Raw genomic sequence first — 25113 nt, 5'->3', positions numbered from 1 at the left:
CCGCATGTGGCGTAACTACGCCTGCGCCTGGCTTGCGTACATGGTGCTGCTCGCGGTCGTGCTGCGGCTCGCCGACTCCAGCCAGCACGGCTACAACTGGCGCGGCCTGATCCCGATGCTGTGGATCGTGCCGCAAGCCTTCGTGCTCGCCCTGCACTGGCCGCTCAGCGGCTGGATGGAACGCCGCCACGTCCCGTTCGCGACGCGCTGCCTGATCCACGGCGTGGGCGCGCCGACGTACGCCATCCTGTCGTACGCGCTGCCGGCGCTGATCTACGAGACGACGCAGCCGCTGTCGTTCTACGTGTGGCCCGTGCTGTATTCGATGATGGGCTATGGCGTCATCGCCACCGCGTTCCACATGATCCGCGCCAACGATGCGCGCCGCCGGCAGGAAGTCGCCGTGCAGCAGGCGCACGCGCTGCTCGTCGCGACGGAGCTGAACGCGCTGCGCAGCAAGCTCAATCCGCACTTCCTGTTCAACACGCTGCACTCGATCATCGCCCTCACCCGCAAGGACCCGAACGCCGCGGAGACCGCGCTGTTCCAGTTTTCCGACATGCTGCGCTACGTGCTGGACACGGAAAAGACGGGCAACGACCGCGTGACGCTGGACGACGAACTGCGCTTCGTGCGCGACTACCTGGAACTGGAAAGCCTGCGCCTCGGCGCGCGCCTGCACGTCGACTGGGAGCTCGACGATGCCGCCTCCGGCCACCTGCTGCCCGCGCTGTCGCTGCAGCCGCTCGTCGAGAACAGCATCAAGCACGCGTTCAACCCGCACAGCCGGCCGGGCCGCCTGCTGATCCGCACGCGCCTCGACGTGCACACGGGCAGGCTCGTGCTGTCCGTCGGCGACGACGGCCCCGGTGCCGACATCGGACGCGTGCGCGCGTCGAACGGCCTGGGCCTGCGCACCGTCGAGCGCCGCCTGCAACTGGAATACGGCACCGAGGAGGGACTCGCCATCGACACGGCGCCGGGCGCCGGCTTCGTCGTCACGATGGCCATTCCCCTCGCCGCCAACGACAAGGAATTCACATGAATGCCCGGACCGTGTTCATCGCGGAAGACGAACCGCTCGCGCGCGACGTCCTGCGCGACTTCATCTACGCCCACGCAGGCCTGCGCCTCGTGGGCGAAGCGGCGGACGGCGCCAGCGCGCTCGCGCAGATCGACCGCATCCGCCCCGACATCGTCTTCATGGACATCCAGATGCCCGAGATGACGGGCCTGGACGTGCTGCGCCGCCTGACCGTCGTGCCGGACATCGTGTTCACGACCGCGTACGACCAGTACGCCGTCACCGCATTCGAACTGAACGCCGTCGACTACCTGCTGAAACCTTTTACGCGCGCCCGCTTCGACGCGGCCGTCGCGCGCCTGCTGGAGACGCCGGGATCGTCCGTCCCCGCGCCCGACGTCATCGGCGGCGCGCTCACGCTGGCGGTCGATCGTGTGCCGAGCCGTATCGAACGCATCCTCGTGCGCGACCGCGGCCGCATCTTTCCCTTGTCCGTGAACGAGATCGCCTACCTGAAGGCGGATGCGAAATACACAGCGATCGCCGCGCGCGGCCACACCTTCCTCGTGCGCATCGGGATCTCGGAACTGGAAGCCCAGCTGGACCCGGGCCGCTTCATCCGCATCCACCGCTCGGCGCTCGTGAACCTCGACTTCGTGGACTCCATGCGCGCGGACGACCAGTCGCAGCTCGAGATCACGATGCGCGACGGGGCCGTGCTCACGGCGAGCCGGGAAGCGTCGAAGGTGCTCAGGGAGATGGCGATTTAATCAGACGCGCAATCAACCAACGTCGTCCGCGCGCAAGCGCACTGCTGTCCGGAATAATTTTTACCGTCGAAAATCGGCCCGCCATAGGGAAAAACCGTCGTTCCCGGCATTGCCGGAAACGACTTCCCGCGAAAGCGGGAACACGTAGTTAGCATACTCAGTATGGATTCCCGCTTGCGCGGGAATGACGATGCTATTTCTGACGGTTTTTGAAAACAATATTCCGGACACTAGTGCGCGCAGGCGGGGATCCAAGTATTGAGCGCAGTGGCATGCAACGAACCTGGGGCCCCGGCCTTCGCTGGGGCGACGGTCTTGGGTATACGGGTCAGATTTGAATCCACGTCGTCTTCAGTTCCGTGTACTTGTCGAACGCGTGCAACGACTTGTCGCGCCCATTGCCCGACTGCTTGTAGCCGCCGAACGGCACCGTGATGTCGTCGTTGTCGTACTGGTTCACGTGCACGGTGCCCGCGCGCAGCTTGCGTGACGTGCGGATCGCGCGGCTCATGTCGGCCGTCCACACGGCGGCCGCCAGGCCATACGGTGTCGCGTTGGCCTGCCGCACCGCCTCGTCGAGGTCCGTGAACGACAGCACGGACAGCACGGGCCCGAAGATTTCCTCGCGCGCGATGCGCATCGTGGACTCCACGCTGTCGAACAGCGTCGGTTCGATGTACAAACCTCCGGTCTCCGCGCGTGCCGCATGGCCGCCCGCGAGCAGGCGCGCGCCGGCCGCCTTGCCGTCGTCGATGAAGCCGAGCACCGTCTTCATCTGGATCGCATCGACGATGGCGCCCATCACGGTCGATTCGTCGAGCGGGTCGCCCGGCGCGTACTGCGGGATCAACGCGAGGGCCTTGTCGAGGAAGGCTTCCCGGATCGATTCCTCCACGAACAGCCGCGACGGCGCGTTGCAGCTTTCTCCCTGGTTGAAATAGATCGAGCCGATGGCGCCCGCGACGGCCGCGTCGAGGTCGGGACAGTCCGCGCACACGATGTTGGCGGACTTGCCGCCCAGTTCCGTCCACGCGCGTTTCAGGTTCGACTGCCCCGCCATCTGCAGGATCTGCTTGCCGACGCGCGTGGAACCGGTAAAACCGATGCAGTCGACGTCCATGTGCAGCGCGAGCGCGCGGCCGGCTTCGTCGCCATAGCCGGGCAGCACGTTGAACACGCCTTCCGGCACGCCGGCCTCCAGCGCCAGCTCGGCCAGCCGCAAGGAACTCAGGGGCGCCTTTTCCGACGGCTTCAGCACGACGCTGTTGCCGGCCGCGAGGGCCGGCCCGATCTTCCACGCAGCCATCAGCATCGGATAATTCCATGGGATGATCGCCGCGACGACGCCGACCGGTTCGCGCGTGATGAGGGCCAGGCTGTCCTGCGGGCTCGGCGCAACCTGGTCGTAGATTTTGTCGATCGCTTCGCCATACCAGCGGATGCAGTTCTGCGCGAGCCGCACGTCCACGCTCTTGCTGTAGCGGATGGGCTTGCCCATGTCGAGGGTTTCCAGCAGGGCCAGCTCGTCTTCGTGCGCGAGCATCAGGTCGGCGAAGCGGATCAGGGTGCGCTTGCGCTCGGCCGGGGGCTTGCGGGCCCAGCGGCCATCCTCGAACGCGGCGCGGGCGCTGGCGACCGCGGCGTCGACGTCGGCGGCGTCGCAGCGGGCGACCTCGCCCAGGATGCGGCCGTCGATGGGAGAAATATTGTCGAAACGGGCGCCGGATGCGGCGTCGACACGCCGGCCTTCGATGACGGCGCGGCCGTCGATGTGCACCGTTCTGGATCGTTCATGCCAGCTTGGCGTGGTCATATTGTCTCCGTGCAGATGTCATCCTGTTGTCAGGCCGATACTAGCAAACAAAATCGATCCAAACGCCGATTTCTGCCGCTATAATCCGAAATTTTTCCCACCCGCATTTTCTATTGCGAGCCCGGAGCACACCGATATGAACACCATCCTGATTACGTCCGTCGTGCTCTACCTGCTCGGCACGCTCGGCCTGGGCGTCTGGGCCGGCACGCGGATCAAGAACACGTCCGATTTCGCCGTCGCGGGCCGCAGCCTGCCGCTGATCATGGTGATCACGACGACGTTTGCCACCTGGTTCGGCGCCGAAACCGTGATGGGCATCCCGGCGAAATTCGTGCAGGGCGGCCTGGGCGCGCTGGTGGAAGACCCGTTCGGCGCCGGCACCTGCCTGATCCTCGTCGGCCTGTTCTTCGCCGCCCGCCTCTATAAACTGAACCTGCTGACCATCGGCGACTACTACCGCGCCCGCTACGGCAAGGGCATCGAAGTCTTTTGCTCGGCCGCCATCATCCTGTCCTACCTCGGCTGGGTCGCGGCGCAGATCACCGCGCTGGGCCTCGTGTTTTCCGTGCTGACGGGCGGCGCGATGTCGGAGACGGCCGGCATGATCGTCGGCACGCTCGCCGTGCTGATCTACGTCGTCATCGGCGGCTTCCTGGCCGTCGCGATTACCGACTTCATCCAGATGATCGTGCTCGTGGTCGGCCTGTCCATCATCGCTGTGTTCTCGGCGAAACTGGCCGGCGGCACCGGTGCCGTCATCGACATGGCCAACAACGCGAACCTGTGGCACTTCCTGCCGGACGCGAAGTTCACCGACATCGCCTTCTTCGTCGGCTCGGCCGTGACGATGATGCTGGGCTCGATTCCGCAGCAGGACGTGTACCAGCGCGTGATGTCCGCCAAGAACGCCCCGACCGCGCGCGCCGGCGCCGTGATCGGCGGCGCCAGCTACATCATCTTCGCGTTCGTGCCGATGTTCGTCGTCGCGTGCGCCGTGATCGTGATGGGCAACGATGCGCTGGAACTGGCCAAGAGCGATTACCAGCGCGTGCTGCCCACGTTCGTGATGACGAAGATGCCGCTGATCATGCAGATCCTGTTCTTCGGCGCCCTGCTGTCCGCGATCAAGAGCACGTCGTCCGCCACGCTGCTCGCCCCGTCGACGAGCTTCACGGAAAACATCCTCAAAAACCTGCGCCCGGGCATGAGCGACCGCCAGCAACTGCTCGCGATGCGCGTCACCATCGTCGTGTTCGCCTCGCTCGTGCTGGCCTACGCCATCGCGATGAAGGGCACGTCGATCTACGACCTCGTGTCGTCCGCGTACCAGGTAACGCTCGTCGGCGCCTTCGTGCCGCTCGTCACCGGCCTGTACTGGAAGCGCGCGACGACGCAGGGCGCGATCCTGTCGCTGGTCGCCGGCATCGCCACGTGGATCGTGTTCTTCCCGCAGATCTCGCCGCTGGGCGAAGTCTTCCCGGGCCAGCTGGCGGGCCTGCTCGCGGCGTTCGCGGGCATGTTCATCGGCTCGCTGGCGCCGCAGGTGCTCAAGAACCGGCACGAGCCGCACAAGACGGCGGTCAGCGTATAACTGCGACTTTGGATACTTTTCCTTGGGTCCCCGCCTGCGCGGGGAACCAATTTCCCGTCCGAAGTCAGTCCAGCCACCCACGACCAGCGACATCCGCCAACGTCCGGTCCAGGCAAAACCGTATCCGCTCCACCATCTCATCCACCTGCGCACAGGTCATCACGAGCGGTGGCGCGACGATCATCCGGTCCCCGACGGCGCGCATGATGACGCCGTTGTCGAACATGTGCTGCCGGCACACCATCCCCACCGCCAGGTCGCGCACGAACGGTTCGCAGTCGTGCACCGTCGCAGCCTTGCGCCGCACGAGGTTCAGGCCGGCGGTCATGCCGATGCTCTCCGCGTGTCCGACGAGCGGATGCTCGGCCAGCCGCGCGAACGCGGCTTTCAAATGCGGCCCCGTCTCGCGCGCGACCTTGTCGACCAGTTTCTCGTCCTCGATGATGCGCAGGTTTTCCAGTGCCGCCGCGCAGGCGACGGGGTGACCGGAATAGGTGAAACCGTGGTTGAAATCGCCGCCGCGCTCGATCAGCGCGCGCGCCACGCGTTCGCCTACCAGCACGCCGCCCAGCGGCACATAGCCGGACGTGACGCCCTTCGCGAACGGGATCAGGTCGGGCCGCGTGCCCATGCGCTCGCTGCCGAACCACGTGCCCAGCCGGCCGAAGCCGCAGATGACCTCGTCCGAGATGAGCAGGATGCCGTACTTGTCGCAGATGCGCTGGATCTGCGGCCAGTACGTCTGCGGCGGGATGATGACGCCGCCCGCGCCCTGTACCGGTTCGCCGATGAATGCGGCGACCTTGTCCGGCCCCAATTCGAGTATCTTCTGTTCGAGCCAGTCCGCGGCCAGCAGCCCGAATTCCGATTCCGAAAGGCCGCGGCCGTGCTCGCCGAAATGCGGTTGCTCGATGTGGTGGATGTGCGGGATCGGCAGCGCGCCCTGGGCATGCATCGCGGCCATGCCGCCCAGCGACGCGCCGGCAATCGTGCTGCCGTGGTAGGCGTTGCGCCGGCTGATGACGATCTGCCGCTCCGGCTGCCCCATCAGCTGCCAATAGCGCCACACCATGCGCAGCGCGGTGTCGTTCGCCTCGGAACCGGAGCTCGTGAAGAACACGTGCTCGAAACCGGGCGGTGCCAGGCTCGCCAGCTTTTCCGCCAGCTTCACGGCCGGCACGTTCGTCGTGTTGAAGAAGCTGTTGTAGAACGGTAAAACATCCATCTGCCGTGCGACGACTTGCGTGATGGATGTGCGGCCATAGCCCACGTTCACGCACCACAGGCCGGACATGCCGTCGATGGTTTTATTGCCGTCCGAATCCCACAGGTAGATGCCCTCGCCGCGCACCATCACGCGCGCGCCCTTCGCGCTCAGGGCGCCGTGGTCGGTGAATGGGTGCAGGAAGTGAGCGCTGTCGAGCTGTTGCAATGTCCGGGTGTCATGGTCCTCACGGACCGGCGCGCGCGGGCCTGCCTCGAATGCCATGGTGTCGAAAGTCATGATGATCTCCTTGTCGTCGTCGTCGCATGGTCATACGTGCAAAAGAAGGTGCTCTCGTTCCCACGGGCTAATTACCGTCATAAATTCCTGGTGCTCCAGTTCCTTGACCGCGGAATAGACGTCGACGAAGCGCTCGCCGAGGATGTCGCGCAGGCGGTCCTCGCCGCGCAGCAGGGTCAGCGCTTCGGACAGGCCTTGCGGCAGCTCGACCTTCATCTTGTAGGCGCTGCCTTCGACCATCGGCGTCGGTTCCAGCTGTTCCTGGATGCCGAGGTAGCCGCAAGCCAGGGTAACGGCGAGGGCGAGGTAGGGATTGGCGTCGGCGCCGATCACGCGGTTTTCCACGCGCCGGTCCTGCGAGCCGGACACGGGTACGCGGAAGCCCACGGTGCGGTTGTCCACGCCCCATTGCAGGTTGATCGGGGCGGCCGTGTGGCGCACGATGCGGCGGTACGAGTTCACGTACGGCGCGACGATCGCCATCGCGGACGGCATGTATTTCTGCAAGCCGCCGATGTAGTGGCGGAACAGGTCGGACGGCGATCCATCCACATTGCTGAAGATGTTGCGGCCGGATTCCGCGTCGACGACGCTCTGGTGCACGTGCATCGCCGAGCCGGGCTCGCCAGCCATCGGCTTGGCCATGAAGGTGGCGTACATATCGTGTTTCAGCGCCGCTTCGCGCAGGGTGCGCTTGAAGTAGAAGACCTTGTCGGCGAGGCCCAGCGGTTCGCCGTGCTGGAAATTGATTTCCATTTGGCCGGCGCCGATCTCGTGGATGAGGGTGTCGACGTCGAGGCCCATCATGTCGCAGTAATCGTAGATGTCCTCGAACAGCGGGTCGAATTCGTTGACGGCGTCGATGCTGTAGACCTGGCGGCTCGTCTCGGAGCGCCCGCTGCGGCCGATCGGGGCGGCCAGCGGCAGGTCGGGGTCGATGTTTTTCGCCGTCAGATAAAACTCCAGTTCGGGCGCGACGAGCGGCTTCCACCCCTTTTTCTCGTACAGCTTCAGCACGCGGCGCAGCACGCTGCGCGGCGCGAAATCGACCAGCTTGCCGTCGGAGAAATAGCAGTCGTGGATCACCTGCGCCGTCGGGTCGACGGCCCACGGCACCATCGTGATCGTGCCCGGGTCGGCCTTCAGGATCATGTCGCGGTCGGTGGTCGAGATCGCGCGGTCGAAGGCATCGTCGTCGGACGGTGAATTGCCCGTCACGGTCATGCCCAGCACGATTTCCGGCAGGCGCATGCCACGGTCCTCGGTGAATTTCACGCGCGGGAGGATTTTTCCACGCGCGACGCCCGTCAGGTCGGGCACCAGGCATTCGATTTCGGTGACTCGTTTGCCGTTGAGCCACTCGTCCATGTCGTTGTATGAAAAATTGTCGCGGATAGCCATGATGTTCTCTCTGTCCGTTAATGGATTGCACGCAAGCGCAAACGCGCCGCCCGCGGGCTGCGTGGGATCGAGCAGGGATCAGGGAAGCTATGGGACGGGCGTGACCGCCCATTTCGCATCGGGGGTCATGACGGTGTCCGTTTCGTTGATCTGTAGGCGCGGCAGGCGGCGCCGAATGCGCCGAACATCTTCATCGAATGGGGATTGTGGACGATGCGCCATTCCGGGTGCCATTGCACGGCCAGCGTGAAGCCGGGCGCGTCCTTCACCGAGAAGGCTTCCACGAGCCCATCTTCCGCCGTCGCTTCGACGACGAGGCCTTTTGCCAGTTCGTTCACGCCCTGGCCATGCAGCGAATTCACGGGAATTTCCGGCAAACCGATGATCTGGTGCAGCATGCCGCCTTCCACGAGCTTGATCTTGTGGGCATCGCCGTACTGCTCGTCCATGCCCAGCTCCGGATTCTCGCGGTGGTCGAAGTGCCCGGGCACCGCCTGCACGGCCTGAAACAGGCTGCCGCCCAGCGCCACGTTCATTTCCTGGAAACCACGGCAGATTGCGATGATCGGGATGCCGCGTTTCACGGCCGCGCGGATCAGCGGCAACGTGGTCTGGTCGCGTGCCGGGTCTTGCGGCAGCGACGGGTCGAGCACTTCTTCGGAGTAATAGCTTGGATGAACGTTCGACGCCGAGCCCGTCAGCATGATCCCGTCGCACAGCGCGAGCATCGTCTCCAGGTCGAGCGCTTCCCCCAGCGACGGCAGGATCAGCGGGGCGCAGTCGGCACCGAGGACGACGGCGTCGACATACTTGTGCTGGGCCGCGTGGTAAGGGTGTTCACCGAAATCGCGGGTGCAAGCGGGGACGAAAACGATCGGGCGCATGGTCTCTACCTTGTAGTGAGCGCACAGGAACCATCATACGTACAAAGTGGTCCGAATGCGAGTGGCCGTTGTTTCAGATCAAGGAAACCGCGTTCCCAATGCAAACGCTCCCTGGGATCTGCTAGTCGAGCGGGTTCGCTGTTGTAACCCGTAGCAAAAGCTTAACGTCAACTGAAGAACGATGCCAACACAAACGGGGCCTTGGTCAGCATCGTGCTATGGTGTTCCCGCCCGAACGACATGACAACGAGGAACCCATGCTGAACCTCAATGACGCTTCCCTGCTGCGCCAGCAGGCCTGGATCGACGGCGCCTGGTGCGACGCCGACGACGGCAAGACCGTCCCCGTGATCAACCCCGCCACCGGAGAAACGCTCGGCACCGTGCCACACATGGGCGCACAGGAAACCCGGCGCGCCATCGATGCGGCACAGGCGGCCTGGCCCGCGTGGCGCAGGAAGACGGCGCGCGAACGGGCCCTCATCCTGCGCAAATGGAACGACCTGATGCTGGACAACGCGGACGACCTGGCCGCCATCATGACGGCCGAACAGGGCAAGCCGCTGGCCGAATCGAAGGGAGAAATCGCGTACGCCGCCTCGTTCCTGGAATGGTTCGGCGAACAGGGCAAGCGCATCGAGGGCGACGTGCTGGAATCGCCCGCGCGCGACCGCCGGATCGTCGTCACGAAGGAACCGATCGGTGTGTGCGCCGCGATCACGCCGTGGAATTTTCCGGCCGCGATGATCACCCGCAAGGTCGGCCCGGCGCTCGCGGCGGGCTGTCCCATCGTGCTGAAACCGGCGGAGCTGACGCCCTATTCCGCCCTCGCGCTGGCCGTGCTGGCGGAGCGCGCCGGCGTGCCGAAGGGCGTGTTTTCGATCGTGATCGGCGACTCCAAAGCGATCGGCGCGGAGATGTGCGCGAACCCCATCGTGCGCAAGCTCAGTTTCACGGGTTCCACGCAGGTCGGCCGATTGCTGATGGAACAATGCGCGCCGACGGTCAAGAAATTGTCGCTGGAACTGGGCGGCAACGCCTCGTTCATCGTGTTCGACGACGCCGACCTCGATGCCGCCGTCGAAGGCGCGATGGCCTCGAAATACCGCAACATGGGGCAGACCTGCGTGTGCGCGAACCGCATCTACGTGCAGGATGGCGTCTATGAGGCGTTCGCCGCAAAGCTGACGGCCGCCGTCGCGAAGCTGAAGGTCGGCAACGGCATGGAGCCGGGCGTGAACCAGGGACCGCTGATCGAAGAAAAAGCCGTCGAGAAGGTCGAGCACCACATCGCCGATGCGCTCGGCAAGGGCGCCCGTCTGCTGCTGGGCGGCAAGCGCCACCCGCTGGGACTGACCTTCTTCGAGCCGACGGTGCTGGCCGACGTCACGCCGCAGATGCTGATTTCGGACGAGGAAACCTTCGGCCCCGTGGCGCCGCTGTTCCGTTTCAAGACCGACGAGGAAGCGATCGCGCTGGCCAACGCGACGGAGTACGGGCTCGCGTCGTACTTCTACGCCCGTGACATCGGCCGCGTGTGGCGCGTGGCCGAGCAGATCGAGTCCGGCATGGTGGGCGTGAACACGGGCCTGATCTCCAATGAAGTCGCACCGTTTGGCGGGGTCAAGCAATCCGGGCTGGGGCGCGAAGGGTCGAAATACGGCATGGATGACTATCTCGTCATCAAGTACATCTGCCTGGGAGGGATGTGATGGCCGAGGACCCGTTTCATCGGGTGCGCGACGCGCCGCTGTTCATCGTGCCGCGCACGCTGAACGCCCTGCGGACATTCCGCAACGGGCCCGGGTTGGACGCCGACCTCGCGCGCGTGGCGGACGGGCTGATCGCCGGGGTCGCGACGCATCCGACGAAGTTCTGGGTGCTGAAGCAGTTTCAGCCAGTGCTGGAGGATGCCCGGGATGCGCCCGCGGCGACGCGCGAACGCGTCGCCGCGGGGCTCAGGCAATTCATGGATATTCTCGGGATCGAGGATTCCGACGGACTGCCGGCGTTTTACCTGGGTTTGTACTCGTAATACTTGCGCGCGTCACCGCGCACCTGATCCGCGGGATACTTGGCGCGGTTGAGCACCATCTTTTCCTGCACCGCGGCGAGCAGGTCGACGTCGAGCTTGTCCGCCAGGCGCACGAGATAAACGAGCACGTCGGCCATCTCGTGGCGCACTTCCACGAGCTTGTCTGCGCCGAGTTCGTCCGCACGGCCGTGCTGCAGCCACTGGAAGTGTTCCAGCAGCTCGGCCGCCTCCACCGTCAGCGCGGACGCGAGGTTTTTCGGCGTGTGGAACTGGTCCCAGTCACGCTCCTCGACGAACTGGCGCACGATGGCGCGCAGTTGGTCGAGTTCGCCGCCGGGCTGCATCAGGGCACCTCGAAAAACCGTAGCGAGCGGCAGCAATGCTGTTCGAGAAGCGCAGCTGTACGAGTCGTACAGCGAGCATCGCAGAACGGCGGTGCAACGCGCAGCAGGTGTTTCGACGTGCCCGTCACTTGAGGTAGCCCTGCAGGATCTTGTCCAGCTTCGGCTGGATCTCGTCGTAGCTGCGGACGGTGCAGCCGAGGTCGCGCAGCAGGCCGTCGTGCACGCCGTAGACCCAGCTGTGGATGGTGATGTCCTGGCCCCGCTCCCACGCGTCGCGCACGACCGTGGTCTGGGCGATGTTGATGACCTGCTCGGCCACGTTCAGTTCGACGAGGCGGTTGGTGGCGGCCGTACCGGCGACGTTGCCCAGGTATTTGCCGTGCTTGTCGCGCACGTCGCGCACGTGGCCGAGCCAGTTGTCGGCCAGGCCGACACGGGTGTTGTTCAGCGCCGCGCCCACGCCCGAGCAGCCGTAATGGCCGCACAGGATGATGTGCTTGACCTTCAGCACATCGACGGCGAACTGCAGCACCGTCAGGCAGTTCAGGTCGGAGTGGGAGACGACGTTGGCGATGTTGCGGTGGACGAACAGTTCGCCCGGCGCCATGCCGACGAGTTCATTCGCGGGCACGCGGCTGTCGGAGCAGCCGATCCACAGATATTCTGGGTTTTGTTGGGAGGCCAGGTCCTTGAAGAAATTGGGATCCTCCTGGATCATCGACGCCGCCCATTGACGGTTGCGTTCGAAGAGGTCTGCGGCGGTGAGGCCGGTGGGGGTCTTTGCCATGGCGTTTTCCTATTCAGCAGAACCGTCACCCCCGCGCAGGCGGGGGTCCATGCTGAGGCTCCGCGAGTTGCACGAGTAACCTTACGGTAGCAACTTGGGAGTCGCGGCATGGATTCCCGCGTGCGCGGGCATGACGATGTTATCTAATCGACCATATTCTGGTCAAAAAAAACCGCCGGGGCTCGCGCACCCGGCGGTCCATCCGACATCTTACTCGAAGAAGTCCTTTACCTTGTCCATCCAGCCCTTGCTCTGCGGGCTGTGCTTCGCGCCACCCTCGACCGTCAGACGATCGAATTCACGCAGCAGGTCCTTCTGCTTCTCGGTGAGCTTGACGGGCGTCTCGACCACGACGTGACAGAACAGGTCGCCCGAGTAACCCGAGCGCACGCCCTTGATGCCCTTGCCCTTGAGGCGGAAGGTCTTTCCGGTCTGGGTGCCTTCGGGGATCGTGAACGAGACCTTGCCGCCCAGCGTGGGCACCTCGATCTCGCCGCCCAGTGCAGCCTTGCTGAACGAGATCGGCATTTCGCAATGCAGGTCGTCGCCTTCGCGCTGGAACACGGTATGCGGCTTGATGTGGATCTCGACATACAAGTCGCCCGGCGGCCCGCCGTTCGTACCCGGCTCGCCGTTGCCGGTCGAGCGGATGCGCATGCCGCTGTCGATACCCGCCGGGATCTTCACTTCCAGCGTCTTGTTGCGCTTGATGCGTCCGGCGCCGCCGCAGGATGCGCACGGTTCCGGGATGATCTTGCCGCTGCCGTGGCACTTCGGGCAGGTCTGCTGGATCGAGAAGAAGCCCTGCTGCATGCGCACCTGGCCGTGGCCGTGGCAGGTCGTGCAGGTGACGGGCGACGTGCCCGGCTTGGCGCCGCTGCCGTGGCAGGTGTCGCACTTGTCCCAGCTCGGCACGCGGATCGTCGTGTCGAAGCCGGCGGCTGCCTGTTCCAGCGAAATTTCCAGGTTGTAGCGCAGGTCGGCGCCGCGGTACACCTGCGGGCCCGAGCTGCGGCCACGGCCGCCGCCGCCGAAGATGTCGCCGAAGATGTCGCCGAACGCATCGCCGAAGCCGCCGGCACCGAAGCCGCCGCCCATGCCGCCGTTCGGATCGACGCCAGCGTGACCATAGCGGTCATAAGCCTCGCGCTTTTCCGGATTGGTCAGCATCTCGTAGGCTTCCTTGACCTCCTTGAACTTCTCTTCCGCTTCCTTGTTGTCGGGATTGCGGTCCGGATGGTACTTCATCGCAAGCTTGCGATAGGCCTTCTTGATCTCGTCTTCCGAAGCGGTCTTCGCGACGCCGAGGATCTCGTAAAAATCACGCTTTGCCATTTGTCGGCACCTTGCTGTCTATCTACAAAAGAACTGTGGCGGACCAGGCAGACACCTGCGAACGCACAGCCCAAAAGGATACGAGTATACAGTGAGCATGTCGGGCTTGCGCGACTCGGCCGTAAAAACAACGGCCGAATCGCTCCCGCTGATGTTGGACACACCACAAAAAAACGAGCCGGGCACCATGAGGTCGCTTCGGCTCGGGGTTGCGGCGGCGGGGCGGGCCTTGCATCAGGTCCGCCCCGCCAGGACGTCCTTACTTGGCGTCCTTGACTTCCTTGAAGTCGGCGTCGACGACGTCGTCTTCCTGCTTGGCCGACTCGGCACCCGGCTGCTGGCCGCCAGCCTGTGCGCCCGCGGCGCCCTGCTGGGCCTGCATGTCGGCGTACATCTTCTCGCCCAGCTTCTGCGCGGCGGTCGACAGCGCAGCCACCTTGGCGTCGATCTCGGCCTTGTCGCCCGACTTGATCGAACCTTCCAGGTCGGTGATCGCGGCTTCGATCTTTTCCTTCTCGCCGGCGTCCAGCTTGTCGCCGTACTCGGTCAGGGACTTGCGGGTCGAGTGCACCAGCGCGTCGGCCTGGTTGCGCGACTCGGCCAGTTCCTTGACCTTCTTGTCTTCTTCCGCGTTCAGCTCGGCGTCCTTCACCATCTTCTGGATCTCGTCTTCCGACAGACCCGAGTTGGCCTTGATGGTGATCTTGTTTTCTTTACCGGTGGCCTTGTCCTTCGCGCCCACGTGCAGGATGCCGTTGGCGTCGATGTCGAAGGTCACTTCGATCTGCGGCGTGCCGCGCGGTGCCGGCGGGATGCCTTCCAGGTTGAACTCGCCCAGGCCCTTGTTGCCGGCGGCGATCTCGCGTTCACCTTGATAAACCTTGATGGTCACGGCCGGCTGGTTGTCGTCGGCGGTCGAGAACACCTGCGAGAACTTGGTCGGGATCGTGGTGTTCTTCTGGATCATCTTGGTCATCACGCCGCCCAGGGTTTCGATACCCAGCGACAGCGGGGTCACGTCCAGCAGCAGCAGGTCTTTGCGGTCGCCGGCCAGCACGGAGCCCTGGATGGCGGCGCCGACAGCGACGGCCTCGTCCGGGTTCACGTCCTTGCGCGGATCCTTGCCGAAGAACTCCTTGACCTTTTCCTGCACCTTCGGCATACGGGTCATGCCGCCGACCAGGATGATGTCGTCGATGTCCGAGACCTTCACGCCCGCATCCTTGATCGCGACGCGGCACGGTTCGATGGTCTTGGCGATCAGTTCCTCGACCAGCGCTTCCAGCTTGGCGCGGGTGATCTTGAGGTTCAGGTGGACCGGCGCGCCGTTCGCCATCGCGATGTACGGCTCGTTGATCTCGGTCTGCTGCGACGACGACAGTTCGATCTTCGCGCGCTCGGCCGAAGCCTTGATGCGCTGCAGGGCGATCGGATCCTTCGACAGGTCGAGGCCGTTGATCTTCTTGAACTCGTCGATGATGTAATCGATGATGCGCTGGTCGAAGTCTTCGCCGCCCAGGAACGTGTCGCCGTTGGTCGACAGCACTTCGAACTGCTTCTCGCCATCCACGTCGGCGATCTCGATGATCGACACGTCGAACGTACCGCCGCCGAGGTCATACACGGCGATCTTGCGGTCGCCCTTGTCGGTCTTGTCCAGGCCGAATGCCAGCGCGGCCGCGGTCGGCTCGTTGATGATGCGCTTGACGTCCAGGCCCGCGATGCGGCCGGCGTCCTTGGTCGCCTGGCGCTGCGAGTCGTTGAAGTACGCCGGGACCGTGATGACGGCTTCCGTCACTTCTTCGCCGAGGTAGTCTTCGGCGGTCTTCTTCATCTTGCGCAGCACTTCGGCCGAGATCTGCGGCGGCGCCAGTTTCTTGTCGCGCACACCGACCCACGCGTCGCCGTTGTCGGCCTTCGTGATCGTGTACGGCATCAGGCTGATGTCCTTCTGGACTTCCTTCTCGTCGAATTTACGGCCGATCAGGCGCTTGACCGCGAACAGGGTGTTCTTCGGGTTGGTGACGGCCTGGCGTTTCGCCGGCGCGCCGACCAGGATCTCGCCATCTTCCTGATAAGCGATGATCGAAGGCGTAGTACGGGCGCCTTCCGCGTTTTCGATGACCTTGGGCTGACCATTTTCCATGATCGCCACGCAGGAGTTGGTGGTGCCCAGGTCGATACCGATGATTCTGCCCATAATATTTTCCTTTTTAGTACTCAGTTTTCAGATGTGTCGAATATTGGGAAATGTCGCTAAGTTTCAAGAGGTTATTCACCTCTGTCGCGACATTATTTCGGTGCGGCGGCGGTCACGATGGCCGGGCGCAGCAGGCGGTCGGCGATCATGTAACCCTTCTGCAGGACGGCCACCACGGTGTTCGCTTCCTGGTCGGACGGCACCACGGCCACGGCCTGGTGCTTGTTCGGGTCGAGCTTGTCGCCCGGCTGCGGCATCACTTCGACCAGGCGGTTCTTTTCGAACGCGGCGGTGAGCTGCTTCAGGGTCATCTCGACGCCTTCCTTGATCGATTCGACCGTCGGCGCTTCGACTTTCAGCGCCATCTCGAGGCTGTCGCGCACGGGCACCATGGCCTCCGCGAAGCTTTCGATGGCGAACTTGTGGGCCTTGCTCACATCTTCCTGGGCACGGCGGCGGATATTGTCCGCCTCGGCCTTGGCACGCATGAAGGCATCGTGCATCTCGGCCAGCTTGGCCTCGGTGGCGCTCAGCTGTTCTTCGAGGCCGGGCTCGTTGGCCGGTGCGGCCTGCGCTGCCGCGGCTGCAGCCGCATCGGCGGCTTCCGGCTGATTGCTCACCTCTTGGTTTTCTTGGTCTTGCATCGAAAAAACTCCTGAAATCAAGGACTTGGCTGATTGGTTGGACGACTGTTGCAGTCACACAGCGCCGCATATTGGGCATTCGCCTACATTTTCAAGGGGAATTGAAGAAACAATATGCAGACGTGCGTATTCTTTTGTTACAAGATTTACTTGCTCGTAGTCACCATCGACAGCTAGCCGTTCTACTATCGTGTCGTCAAGACATCCACCGACCCGATGGGAAAGACCATGAAACTGCATCTGATCAGCGGCGCCGTGCTCATCTACACCCTGCTTGCGCTGGCTGCGATCTGCCTGGCGGAGCTCGGGTCGGCGCCGCAAAACGTGGCATTCTAGCATCTCGCCGTCGGGCGACGGCGCTTATGCCCCTAGTTTCACCGCGTGCTCGCGCGCGATGTCCGCATCCTTGCGCTGCGCCTCGCGTTGCGCGGGCGTGAGCATCGTCGGCCAGCCGATCAGGTGCTGCTCGGCGATCTCGGCCATGCCGACGATCCAGGCCGGGTTATCGTTCAGGCAGGGAATGTAGCGATATTCCTGGCCGCCGTTCGATTCGAAGTCGTGACGGACTTCCATGTTGATCTCTTCCAGCGTCTCCAGGCAGTCGCTCGTAAAACCGGGGCACAGGACGTCGATCCGCTTGACGCCGTCCCGCGCCAGCTGCTGCACGGTCGGCGCCGTGTAGGGCTGCAGCCACTCGGCCTTGCCGAAGCGCGACTGGAACGTCACCATGTACTGGTCCGGCGCCAGGCGCAGGCGCGCCGCCAGCAGGCGCGCCGTCCGGTGGCATTCGCAGTGGTACGGGTCGCCCAGCAGCAGCGTGCGCTTGGGCACGCCGTGGAAACTCATCACCAGCTTCTCGCCGCGGCCGTGCGTCTCCCAGTACGTCTCCACGGACGCGGCCAGCGCATCGATATAGCCCTCGTGGTCGTGGTAGTGCTTCACGAGGCGCAGTTCGGGGATGTTGCGCACCTTCTTGTAGTGGTCGAAGACGGCGTCCCAGATCGACGCGGTCGTCGTGCCGGAATATTGCGGGTACGCGGGCAGCACGACGATGCGCTCGACGCCGCGTGCTTTCAGTTCGTCCAGCACGTCCGGCAGCGCGGGCGAGCCGTAGCGCATCGCCATCGCCACCTCGACGTCGTGGTGGCCGCGCTGTTCGAGCAGCGCCTGGAGCTTGTTCGCCTGCCGCTCCGTGTACACCTTCAGCGGCGAGCCTTCGCGGCTCCAGATCGTCGCGTATTTTTTCGCCGACTGCCCCGAGCGGAACGGCAGGATCGCCAGGTGCAGGATCAAATTCCACACGGCGCGCGGGATTTCCACGACGCGCGGGTCGGACAGGAACTGCTTCAGGTAGCGCCGCACCGCGGGCCGCGTCGGCGCGTCGGGCGTGCCGAGGTTGACGAGGACGATGGCACTCTTCGCGATGGTACCGTGCTGGTACACCGGTTCTTTATTGAAGGGCATGAAGGACCTCAGGATGCCAGCAGTTCGCGCGCATGCTTGCGCGTGGTCTCGGTGATCTCGATGCCGCCCAACATGCGCGCCACCTCTTCCACGCGGGCCTTGTTGTCGAGCACGTCGATGCGCGACACGGTCTTGCCGCCATCCGTCGTGCCCTTGGCCACCTGGAAGTGCTGGTTCGCCTGGCTCGCGACCTGCGGCAGGTGCGTAACGCACAGCACTTGCCTGCTCTGGCCCAGGCGTTTCAGCAACCGGCCGACGACTTCCGCCACGCCGCCGCCGATGCCCGTGTCGACCTCGTCGAAGATCAAGGTCGGCACCGTCGTCGCGTTCGCCGTGATGACGGAGATGGCCAGCGAGATGCGCGCCAGTTCGCCGCCCGACGCCACCTTGGCCAGCGGCCGCGGCGCGACGCCGGCGTGACCGGCCACGAGGAACTCGACCTGCTCGCAGCCGTACACGGCCGGCTCGCACGGGTTCAGCGCGACGACGAAGCGGCCGCCGCTCATCGACAGTTCCTGCATCGCTTCCGATACCTGCGACGACAGGCGCTGCGCCGCCTGCGCGCGCGTCGCGGACAGCTTCTGCGCGGCCGCCAGGTAGACGGCTTTCGCTTTGTCTTCCTGCTTGCGCAGGCCGTCGACGTCGCTCGCGTCGGCCAGCTGCTGCAGCTTGGCCTTCAGGGTCGCGTGCTCCTCCGGCAGCTCCTCCGGCGTCACGCGGAACTTGCGGGCCGTGCTGTGGATGGCGTCCATGCGCGCATCGACCTGCGACAGGCGGTCCGGATCGAGCTCGACCTTGTCGACGTAGGTGTTCAGCGCGTACACGGCTTCCTGCAGCTGGATGCGCGCCGGCTCCATGCAGTCGAGCACGGCCTGCAGGTCCGCGTCGACGCCGGCCAGCTTCGACAGTTTCAGGTTCAGCGACGACAGCTGCGACAGGATCGGCTGCTCCGATTCCGACAGCGCATTCAGCGCTTCCTGCGCGCCTTCGATCAGGCTCGCGGCATGCGACAGGCGGCTGTGTTCATTCGTGATCTCGGCCCACTCGCCCGGCTTCACCGCGAGTTTATCGAGCTCGCCGACCTGCCACTCGAGGCGCTCGCGTTCCAGCAGCACGTTTTTCGCGTTGGTCTCGAATTCCTCGCGCTGGCGCGCCAGCGCCTTCCACGCTTTATACGCGCTCGCGACTTCCTGCACCTGCGCAGTCGCACCCGGGTCGCGCACGGCGACCTGGTTGTCGAGCAGCGCGCGCTGGGCATCGAGTTTCAACAAGGACTGGTGCGCGTGCTGGCCGTGGATGTCGACGAGCAGCTCGCCGAGTTCGCGCAGCTGGCTGGCCGTTGCCGCGATGCCGTTGATATACGACTTGGAGCGGCCGGCGTTGTCGATCACGCGGCGCAGCAGCGCGCCGCCCTCGTCGGTTTCGAACTCGTTCTGTTCCAGCCAGATGCTCGCGGCCTGGGTCAGCGCGAAGTCGGCGCTGATGTCGGCCTTGGCCGCGCCTTCGCGCACCATGCTTGCCTCACCGCGGCCGCCGAGCGCGAGCTGGAGCGCGTCGATCAGGATCGACTTGCCGGCGCCGGTCTCGCCGGTGAACACCGTGAAGCCGTTCGAGAACTCGAGCTCGATCGTGTCGACGATGACGAAGTCGCGGATGGTCAGTGTGCGCAACATGAAGAAACAGGTCTCCTGATGGATGCTGGATTTATTTGAGCTTGCCGTCACCGGACGGATATTCGTTCCAGTGCAGCTTCTCGCGCAGGGTGTGGTAGTAGCTCCACCCTTCCGGATGCAGGAAGGTGATGGTGTTGGGCGAGCGCGAGATCATGATCTGGTCGCCGTGCTGCAGGCTCGTGAAGGTCTGCATGTCGAAATTCACGCTGATGTCGCGGCCGTTGATGATCTCGACGACGATGTCGCTCGTGTTCGGCACGACGATCGGGCGGTTGGACAGCGCATGCGGCGCGATCGGCACCAGGACGATGCCGGCCAGCGTGGGGTGCAGCAGCGGGCCGCCGGCCGACAGCGCGTACGCCGTGGAACCGGTGGGCGTCGAGACGATCAGGCCGTCCGAGCGCTGGTTGTACATGAACGTGCCGTCCACCGTGACCTTCAGCTCGGCCATGCCGGCACCCGTGCCGCGCGCGACGACGACGTCGTTGACGGCGACGGAGCAGTGGATCTCGACGCCGTCGCGCACGACGCGCGCCTCCAGCAGCGAGCGTTCCTCGGTCTTGGCCTTGCCGCTGAGGATGTCGCCCAGCGCGGGCAGCATGCGGTCGATGGGGATGTCGGTCATGAAGCCCAGGCGGCCCTGGTTGATGCCGATGAGCGGCACGCGGTAGCGCGCGAGCTGGCGGGCGATGCCGAGCATCGTGCCGTCGCCGCCGACGACGATGGCGGTGCCGCAGTGCGCGCCGATCTCGTCGATGGTCATGGCGGCCACGCCGGCGACCTTCACGTGCCCCGCCGTTTCCTGCTCGAACACGACGCGGTAGCCGGCCCCCTGCAGGAAGTCGACGATGGCCTGCACGGGCTCGTCGATCCCGGCCGTGTTGTGCCGTACGACGAGCGCGATGGTTTGTTGCGGTTCAGGCGTCACGGACATACGACTCTCGGCAGCAGGTGTTAGGGAGACAGAAGATTAACCGATTCGCCCGGCTTCTGCACTATCGCAACTCAGCAAATACTGTACAAACGCACAGTATAGTTGGGCGGATGGACTTCCGGCAAGCGGACAGTCGAGCCCGCTTCAATGCAGGATGCCGAATGCGAACGCGGCACCGATCGCCACCCCGACCCCGGTCACATGCAGCGCCATCAGCACGAGCCAGCGCACGCCGGTCACCAGGCGCGAGCCGCCGTACACGCGCCGCATCGCAACGGGCGTGTAGAGCAGGAGCCACGCCCACAGCACGAAGGAGACGATGCCAACGATATCCGGGACCACCATCAGCAGGGTCAGCGCCAGGAAAGCGAACGCATTCACGTGCAGCGCGAACAGCAGGTGTTCGCCGTAGCGCCGTCCCGATCCGAGGTACAGGATCTTGAGGTACAGCGCGAACAGCGGCATCATCAGGAAGACGGCATACGGCACGTAGCTGCCGAAGGCCGTCCGCATCACCTTGTCCCGCTCCGCCGGCGCCATCCTCGCGAACCGGTCCGCCTGCTCGCCCCAGTGCGCGTTGACGCTGCCGATGCTCTTGCGCAGGTCGACCGTGCCCTCGGCGATTTCACCCGGCGCGTCTTCGCGCATCAGCCCGCCCTGCTTGTCCGCCTGGCCGTGTGCGGCAACCGGCGCATGTCCCTGCCCGGCGGGAGCCGGGACCTGGTCGTGGCCGCCGTATTTCGCGACGGCGAAGAAGATCAGGCTGAACGTCAGGTACAGGCGCAGCGGCTGGATGTAGCGCACGCGGCGGCCATTGATGTACTCCAAAGTCAACTGCCCCGGACGGAACAAAAGGAGCAGCAGTGACTTCCAAAGCTTGCCTTCCAGCGCGACGTAATGGCCGATGAACTCGTGCAGGAACTCGCGCGTGCTGGGCGGATGCAGCACCGTTTCCTGGCCACATTCGTGACAGAAATTACCGGAAACGACGGCGTTGCAGTTCGGGCAGTCACTGGCGGTGTGATGGAGATGGGCTGGCGTGTTCACGACGTTCGTACCATTTGTCATATCAACCAGCATGTTAAACAGTTCATTGCAAAAAAGCATCATCCAATTGCGCGACCGCCTTCGATTCGAAGGATTAGGATTTAATCAATTGAATCGAAGGAGGTTGCTATGGTGCAGGAAGAAAAAGACCGCGTCGTGAACACCGACCGGAAGATCGAGGAACAGAGCTACAAGCGCGAACCGCACGAGCGCGACGAATCGCCCGACGGGCAAGGCGTCCGGCCGCGCGGCATCATGAAGCAGGCGGCGGAAGATCTCGAGCAGGGCCTCGTCGACACCGATGCGCGCGCGACCCCGGGCGCCAGCGAAGCCGTGAACCCGGCACCGGACGCCACCGGTCAGGCCAACCCGCAGCCCGACCGTCATCGCGACATGCGCGACCACGATTCGACCATTCCGGACGGAGGGCAGAACCGATGACAGCACGTGCCAGGCTTGCGCTCCTGATCCTTCCTCTGCTGGGCGCCGGCATGGCGCACGCCCAGCAGTATCCCGTCGGCTGGGGACCGAATCCGGCCCTGCCGGCACCCGAAAGGTCGCTGATACCGACCATCAACATCGCCGAGGCGGATGCATGGCCGCAAGGCACGCGCCCGACGCCGGCCGCCGGCCTGGCCGTCACCGCGTATGCGACCGGCCTCGACCATCCGCGCTGGCTGTACGTGCTGCCGAACGGCGACGTGCTCGTCGCCGAGAGTAACAAGCCCGGCAATGCGCCCAAGGAAAAAGGCATACGCGCCAAGGTGCAGGGACTGGCGCAGAAGAAGGCGGGCGCCGGCGTCGAGTCGCCCGACAAGATCATCCTGCTGCGCGGCTTCAAGCCGGACGGCACGGCCGATACGAAGACCACGTTCATGCAGGGCCTGACGTCGCCGTTCGGCATGACCCTCGTCGGCAACGACCTGTATGTCGCGAATGCCGACGCGCTGCGGAAATTCCCGTACAAATCGGGCGAGACGAGCATCACGGCCAAGGGCACCAAGGTGCTCGACCTCCCCGCGGGAATCAACCACCACTGGACGAAGAATGTCGTCGCCGCGCCCGACGGCAAGAAGCTGTACATCACGGTCGGCTCGAACAGCAACGTGGCCGAGAACGGCATGGAGATCGAAAAGGGCCGTGCCGCCATTTGGGAATACGACCTCGCCAGCGGCCAGTCGCGCATCTACGCGAGCGGCCTGCGCAATCCGAACGGCATGGACTTCCAGCCGCAGACGAAGGCCTTGTGGACCGTCGTCAACGAGCGCGACGAACTGGGCAACGACCTCGTACCGGACTACATGACGGCCGTGAAGGACGGCGCGTTCTACGGCTGGCCGTACAGCTATTACGGCCAGCACGTCGACACGCGCGTCAAGCCGCAGAACCCCGGCCTCGTCGCGAAGGCGATCCCGCCGGATTACGCGCTGGGCGCGCACACGGCCTCGCTGGGCCTGGCGTTCTACGACGGCGAGCTGCTGCCGCAGTTCAAGAACGGCGCGCTGATCGGCCAGCACGGCTCGTGGAACCGCAAGCCGTATTCCGGCTACAAGCTCGTGTTCGTGCCGTTCACCGACGGCAGGCCGAGCGGTCCGCCGCAGGATGTCCTGACGGGCTTCCTCGGCAAGGACGAGCACGCGTACGGGCGCCCGGTCGGGGTCGCGGTCGACCGGACCGGCGCCATCCTGCTGGCGGATGACGTCGGCAACATCGTCTGGCGGATCACTCCGGCCGCCACCAACCAGGGAGCAAAACAATGATCAAACGTAAGGGAAGCGCCGTCTGGAGCGGCGGACTGAAAGATGGCAAGGGCACCGTGTCCACGCAGAGCGGCGTCCTCGACCAGGCACAATACGGCTTCAACACGCGCTTCGAAAATGGCGCGGGCACGAATCCGGAAGAACTGCTGGCGGCCGCGCACGCCGGCTGCTTCACGATGGCCTTGTCCGCCCAGCTGGGCGAAGCCGGCATGACGGCGCAGAAGCTGGAGACGACGGCCACCGTGTCGCTCGACAAGGCCGACGGCGGCTTCGCGATCCCGGCCGTGCACCTGGATCTCGTCGCCACGATTCCCGGCGCGAGCGAGGAAGCGTTCCAGGAAGCGGCGCGCAAGGCCAAGGAAGGGTGTCCGGTCTCGAAGCTGTTCAATGCCAACATCACGCTGGACGCGAAACTGCAAGCGTAAGCACACGGCGTGCCGCGCGCGGCACGCCTGCACGAATCCGCACGAGCGCATAAAATTCCCGTTTTCCCCCACGAACCAACAAGGACAACAATGCGCCTCCTGCACACCATGCTTCGCGTCGGCGACCTGCAGCGCTCCATCGATTTCTACACCAAGGTGCTCGGCATGAAACTGCTGCGCACGAGCGAAAATCCGGAATACAAATACACGCTGGCCTTCGTCGGCTACGGCAACAATCCGGACCATGCGGAACTCGAGCTGACCTATAACTGGGGCGTCGACAAGTACGACATGGGCTCGGCCTACGGCCACATCGCGATCTCGGCCGACGACATTTATAAAACCTGCGACCAGGTCCGCGCGGCCGGCGGCAACATCACGCGCGAGCCGGGCCCGGTCAAGGGCGGCACGACCGTGATCGCCTTCATCACCGATCCGGACGGCTACAAGGTCGAACTGATCGAGCGCGCCGACAATGCCGGCGGCGGCGGCCTCGGCAGCTAATCACCCACCCTGCTACAATCACCGCGCCCGTTTCGCGACGGGCGACAATTTAACTACGTCTTCGGGGCGGGGTGAAATTCCCCACCGGCGGTATGGCCATCACGATGGCCGAGCCCGCGAGCGCCTGCGGTTGCAGGGTCAGCAGACCTGGTGAGAAGCCAGGGCCGACGGTATAGTCCGGATGAAAGAAGATGTGCGTCATCATGTGTACGCTGTGCCGCCAGGCATGGGCGTGCGCGTCGTTTCGCTTTGCCCTGATGCGTTTTTCGCTTTGCACCTTTGTGTGCCAATTTTTTGCGAGGAGCGTCTCAATGACCACCCAAACTTTTACTCTGTATAGCGAGGATCTCGACGGCCGCATCGCCGCCGCCCTCGATGCCACGCGCGCCGGCGTTCCGGTGATCCTGCTCGACGATTTCGACCGCGAGAACGAAGCGGACCTGATCGTCGCCGCCGAAAAACTGACCGTCGAAACGATGGCGCTGATGATCCGCGAATGCAGCGGCATCGTGTGCCTGTGCCTGCCGGCCGACAAGGTCCGCGCGCTCGACCTGCCGCCGATGGCGGCGGACAACGGCAGCCGCTACGGCACGCCGTTCACGGTCTCGATCGAAGCGCGCGACGGCGTGACCACGGGCGTGTCCGCGGCGGACCGCGTGACGACGATCCGCGCTGCCATCGCGCCGGATGCGAAGCCGTCCGACCTCGTGCGTCCGGGCCACGTGTTCCCGCTGCGCGCCAACCCGGCCGGCGTGCTGGGCCGCAAGGGCCACACGGAAGGTTCCGTCGACCTGGCCGTGCTGGCCGGCCTGCAGCCGGCGGCCGTGTTGTGCGAGCTGATGAACGAGGACGGCACGATGATGCGCGGCGACGCCATCGAACGCTTCGCGCGCGAACGCGGCTTTCCGATCCTCACCATCGCCGAGCTGATCGCCTGGCGGTCGCGCAACGAGCAGCAAGCCGCGTAAGCC

Annotated in this window: 23 protein-coding genes and 1 riboswitch; of the genes, 10 read left to right on the top strand and 13 right to left on the bottom strand. The window is 64.7% G+C overall.

All coding sequences use genetic code 11. The features are described 5' to 3' along the window. Positions 1 to 4: 4 nt before the first annotated feature. Entirely contained in the window at positions 5 to 1045 is a 1041-nt protein-coding gene (locus tag ASD28_RS03640; RefSeq protein ID WP_056124208.1) for a sensor histidine kinase, read from the top strand. Further along, a complete protein-coding gene (locus ASD28_RS03635; protein WP_056124117.1) occupies positions 1042 to 1794 on the top strand; it encodes a LytTR family DNA-binding domain-containing protein in 753 nt (250 codons plus the stop codon). Before ASD28_RS03640 ends, ASD28_RS03635 begins: the two co-directional genes overlap by 4 nt. A 328-nt stretch (positions 1795 to 2122) precedes the next feature. Here the strand turns inward: ASD28_RS03635 and ASD28_RS03630 are convergent, their stop codons facing one another. After that, entirely contained in the window at positions 2123 to 3607 is a 1485-nt protein-coding gene (locus tag ASD28_RS03630) for an aldehyde dehydrogenase (RefSeq protein WP_056124114.1), read from the bottom strand. Between the two features lie 136 nt (positions 3608 to 3743). On the opposite strand from ASD28_RS03630, the gene ASD28_RS03625 reads away from it, so the two are divergent. Next, positions 3744 to 5201, top strand: coding sequence for a sodium:solute symporter family protein (locus ASD28_RS03625; RefSeq protein WP_200948933.1), 1458 nt, complete (start codon positions 3744 to 3746; stop codon positions 5199 to 5201). Between the two features lie 64 nt (positions 5202 to 5265). Here the strand turns inward: ASD28_RS03625 and ASD28_RS03620 are convergent, their stop codons facing one another. From ASD28_RS03620 to ASD28_RS03610, 3 genes are all read right to left on the bottom strand, one after another. Continuing rightward, positions 5266 to 6705, bottom strand: a complete 1440-nt coding sequence (locus tag ASD28_RS03620; protein ID WP_056124111.1) for an aspartate aminotransferase family protein — start codon at positions 6703 to 6705, stop codon at positions 5266 to 5268. A 30-nt stretch (positions 6706 to 6735) separates the two neighbouring features. After that, positions 6736 to 8106 carry a glutamine synthetase family protein gene (locus ASD28_RS03615; RefSeq protein WP_056124109.1) on the bottom strand — a complete coding sequence of 457 codons (1371 nt, stop codon included), beginning with the start codon at positions 8104 to 8106 and terminating at the stop codon, positions 6736 to 6738. Between the two features lie 125 nt (positions 8107 to 8231). After that, complete coding sequence (locus ASD28_RS03610) at positions 8232 to 8990, bottom strand: gamma-glutamyl-gamma-aminobutyrate hydrolase family protein (protein ID WP_056124106.1); 759 nt, start codon at positions 8988 to 8990, stop codon at positions 8232 to 8234. Between the two features lie 257 nt (positions 8991 to 9247). Between ASD28_RS03610 and ASD28_RS03605 the strand changes: the two genes are divergently transcribed. Together ASD28_RS03605 and ASD28_RS03600 are read left to right on the top strand one after the other, a co-directional pair. Next, positions 9248 to 10702: an NAD-dependent succinate-semialdehyde dehydrogenase gene (locus ASD28_RS03605; protein ID WP_056124102.1), complete on the top strand. Its 1455-nt coding sequence runs from the start codon at positions 9248 to 9250 to the stop codon at positions 10700 to 10702. Continuing rightward, positions 10702 to 11025 (top strand): hypothetical protein, encoded by a 324-nt coding sequence (locus ASD28_RS03600; RefSeq protein WP_056124099.1) that lies wholly within the window; start codon positions 10702 to 10704, stop codon positions 11023 to 11025. Before ASD28_RS03605 ends, ASD28_RS03600 begins: the two co-directional genes overlap by 1 nt. On the opposite strand, the gene ASD28_RS03595 is transcribed toward ASD28_RS03600, so the two are convergent. From ASD28_RS03595 to ASD28_RS03555, 9 genes are all read right to left on the bottom strand, one after another. Continuing rightward, positions 11004 to 11369, bottom strand: coding sequence for a nucleotide pyrophosphohydrolase (locus tag ASD28_RS03595; RefSeq protein WP_036239243.1), 366 nt, complete (start codon positions 11367 to 11369; stop codon positions 11004 to 11006). The two genes, ASD28_RS03600 and ASD28_RS03595, sit on opposite strands and share 22 nt — an antisense overlap. A 124-nt stretch (positions 11370 to 11493) precedes the next feature. Beyond that, positions 11494 to 12156 (bottom strand): carbonate dehydratase, encoded by a 663-nt coding sequence (gene can / locus ASD28_RS03590; RefSeq protein WP_056124096.1) that lies wholly within the window; start codon positions 12154 to 12156, stop codon positions 11494 to 11496. 210 nt (positions 12157 to 12366) lie between these two features. Continuing rightward, a complete protein-coding gene (dnaJ, locus tag ASD28_RS03585) occupies positions 12367 to 13491 on the bottom strand; it encodes a molecular chaperone DnaJ (RefSeq protein ID WP_056124093.1) in 1125 nt (374 codons plus the stop codon). A 259-nt stretch (positions 13492 to 13750) separates the two neighbouring features. Then, on the bottom strand, positions 13751 to 15691 hold the full coding sequence (dnaK, locus tag ASD28_RS03580) for a molecular chaperone DnaK (protein ID WP_056124089.1): 1941 nt from the start codon (positions 15689 to 15691) through the stop codon (positions 13751 to 13753). A gap of 92 nt (positions 15692 to 15783) precedes the next feature. Beyond that, a complete protein-coding gene (gene grpE, locus ASD28_RS03575) occupies positions 15784 to 16335 on the bottom strand; it encodes a nucleotide exchange factor GrpE (protein ID WP_036239235.1) in 552 nt (183 codons plus the stop codon). Between the two features lie 360 nt (positions 16336 to 16695). Continuing rightward, complete coding sequence (hemH, locus tag ASD28_RS03570) at positions 16696 to 17799, bottom strand: ferrochelatase (RefSeq protein WP_056124086.1); 1104 nt, start codon at positions 17797 to 17799, stop codon at positions 16696 to 16698. An 8-nt stretch (positions 17800 to 17807) separates the two neighbouring features. After that, a complete protein-coding gene (gene recN / locus ASD28_RS03565) occupies positions 17808 to 19472 on the bottom strand; it encodes a DNA repair protein RecN (RefSeq protein WP_056124083.1) in 1665 nt (554 codons plus the stop codon). Between the two features lie 31 nt (positions 19473 to 19503). Then, positions 19504 to 20406 (bottom strand): NAD kinase, encoded by a 903-nt coding sequence (locus ASD28_RS03560; RefSeq protein ID WP_056124081.1) that lies wholly within the window; start codon positions 20404 to 20406, stop codon positions 19504 to 19506. 144 nt (positions 20407 to 20550) lie between these two features. Continuing rightward, positions 20551 to 21354 (bottom strand): DUF3667 domain-containing protein, encoded by an 804-nt coding sequence (locus tag ASD28_RS03555; protein ID WP_229412205.1) that lies wholly within the window; start codon positions 21352 to 21354, stop codon positions 20551 to 20553. A gap of 228 nt (positions 21355 to 21582) precedes the next feature. On the opposite strand from ASD28_RS03555, the gene ASD28_RS03550 reads away from it, so the two are divergent. The 5 genes from ASD28_RS03550 to ribB all read left to right on the top strand — a co-directional run bounded on the left by ASD28_RS03550 (position 21583) and on the right by ribB (position 25110). Continuing rightward, positions 21583 to 21894 carry a hypothetical protein gene (locus tag ASD28_RS03550; RefSeq protein ID WP_056124075.1) on the top strand — a complete coding sequence of 104 codons (312 nt, stop codon included), beginning with the start codon at positions 21583 to 21585 and terminating at the stop codon, positions 21892 to 21894. Next, the gene (locus ASD28_RS03545; RefSeq protein WP_056124072.1) at positions 21891 to 23213 is read left to right on the top strand and encodes a sorbosone dehydrogenase family protein; all 1323 of its coding nucleotides are present in this window, start codon (positions 21891 to 21893) and stop codon (positions 23211 to 23213) included. The genes ASD28_RS03550 and ASD28_RS03545 overlap by 4 nt, the downstream gene beginning before the upstream one ends. Beyond that, complete coding sequence (locus ASD28_RS03540) at positions 23210 to 23638, top strand: OsmC family protein (RefSeq protein ID WP_200948931.1); 429 nt, start codon at positions 23210 to 23212, stop codon at positions 23636 to 23638. Before ASD28_RS03545 ends, ASD28_RS03540 begins: the two co-directional genes overlap by 4 nt. Positions 23639 to 23728: 90 nt before the next feature. After that, positions 23729 to 24142 (top strand): lactoylglutathione lyase, encoded by a 414-nt coding sequence (gene gloA / locus ASD28_RS03535; protein ID WP_056124069.1) that lies wholly within the window; start codon positions 23729 to 23731, stop codon positions 24140 to 24142. A 53-nt stretch (positions 24143 to 24195) separates the two neighbouring features. Continuing rightward, positions 24196 to 24339: riboswitch (FMN riboswitch) on the top strand. Between the two features lie 114 nt (positions 24340 to 24453). Beyond that, positions 24454 to 25110, top strand: coding sequence for a 3,4-dihydroxy-2-butanone-4-phosphate synthase (gene ribB, locus ASD28_RS03530; protein WP_056124066.1), 657 nt, complete (start codon positions 24454 to 24456; stop codon positions 25108 to 25110). Positions 25111 to 25113 lie beyond the last annotated feature (3 nt).

Origin of the sequence: Massilia sp. Root133, assembly GCF_001426525.1 — a bacterium.
Taxonomy (GTDB): Bacteria; Pseudomonadota; Gammaproteobacteria; order Burkholderiales; family Burkholderiaceae_D; genus Telluria; species Telluria orientalis.
The sequence above is the reverse complement of the archived record's forward strand: the minus strand, read 5'-3'. Positions and strand labels throughout refer to the sequence as shown.

Bases quoted from the DNA above. Each gene is read 5' to 3' on its own strand.
- gloA (WP_056124069.1), top strand. From the start codon at position 23,729: ATGCGCCTCCTGCACACCATGCTTCGCGTCGGCGACCTGCAGCGCTCC.
- dnaJ (WP_056124093.1), bottom strand. From the start codon at position 13,491: ATGGCAAAGCGTGATTTTTACGAGATCCTCGGCGTCGCGAAGACCGCT.
- dnaK (WP_056124089.1), bottom strand. From the start codon at position 15,691: ATGGGCAGAATCATCGGTATCGACCTGGGCACCACCAACTCCTGCGTG.
- ASD28_RS03550 (WP_056124075.1), top strand. From the start codon at position 21,583: ATGGTGCAGGAAGAAAAAGACCGCGTCGTGAACACCGACCGGAAGATC.
- grpE (WP_036239235.1), bottom strand. From the start codon at position 16,335: ATGCAAGACCAAGAAAACCAAGAGGTGAGCAATCAGCCGGAAGCCGCC.
- ASD28_RS03560 (WP_056124081.1), bottom strand. From the start codon at position 20,406: ATGTCCGTGACGCCTGAACCGCAACAAACCATCGCGCTCGTCGTACGG.
- ASD28_RS03605 (WP_056124102.1), top strand. From the start codon at position 9,248: ATGCTGAACCTCAATGACGCTTCCCTGCTGCGCCAGCAGGCCTGGATC.
- ASD28_RS03620 (WP_056124111.1), bottom strand. From the start codon at position 6,705: ATGACTTTCGACACCATGGCATTCGAGGCAGGCCCGCGCGCGCCGGTC.
- ASD28_RS03545 (WP_056124072.1), top strand. From the start codon at position 21,891: ATGACAGCACGTGCCAGGCTTGCGCTCCTGATCCTTCCTCTGCTGGGC.
- ASD28_RS03600 (WP_056124099.1), top strand. From the start codon at position 10,702: ATGGCCGAGGACCCGTTTCATCGGGTGCGCGACGCGCCGCTGTTCATC.
- ASD28_RS03635 (WP_056124117.1), top strand. From the start codon at position 1,042: ATGAATGCCCGGACCGTGTTCATCGCGGAAGACGAACCGCTCGCGCGC.
- ASD28_RS03630 (WP_056124114.1), bottom strand. From the start codon at position 3,607: ATGACCACGCCAAGCTGGCATGAACGATCCAGAACGGTGCACATCGAC.
- ASD28_RS03615 (WP_056124109.1), bottom strand. From the start codon at position 8,106: ATGGCTATCCGCGACAATTTTTCATACAACGACATGGACGAGTGGCTC.
- can (WP_056124096.1), bottom strand. From the start codon at position 12,156: ATGGCAAAGACCCCCACCGGCCTCACCGCCGCAGACCTCTTCGAACGC.
- recN (WP_056124083.1), bottom strand. From the start codon at position 19,472: ATGTTGCGCACACTGACCATCCGCGACTTCGTCATCGTCGACACGATC.
- ASD28_RS03610 (WP_056124106.1), bottom strand. From the start codon at position 8,990: ATGCGCCCGATCGTTTTCGTCCCCGCTTGCACCCGCGATTTCGGTGAA.
- ASD28_RS03640 (WP_056124208.1), top strand. From the start codon at position 5: ATGTGGCGTAACTACGCCTGCGCCTGGCTTGCGTACATGGTGCTGCTC.
- ASD28_RS03595 (WP_036239243.1), bottom strand. From the start codon at position 11,369: ATGCAGCCCGGCGGCGAACTCGACCAACTGCGCGCCATCGTGCGCCAG.
- hemH (WP_056124086.1), bottom strand. From the start codon at position 17,799: ATGCCCTTCAATAAAGAACCGGTGTACCAGCACGGTACCATCGCGAAG.
- ASD28_RS03625 (WP_200948933.1), top strand. From the start codon at position 3,744: ATGAACACCATCCTGATTACGTCCGTCGTGCTCTACCTGCTCGGCACG.
- ribB (WP_056124066.1), top strand. From the start codon at position 24,454: ATGACCACCCAAACTTTTACTCTGTATAGCGAGGATCTCGACGGCCGC.
- ASD28_RS03540 (WP_200948931.1), top strand. From the start codon at position 23,210: ATGATCAAACGTAAGGGAAGCGCCGTCTGGAGCGGCGGACTGAAAGAT.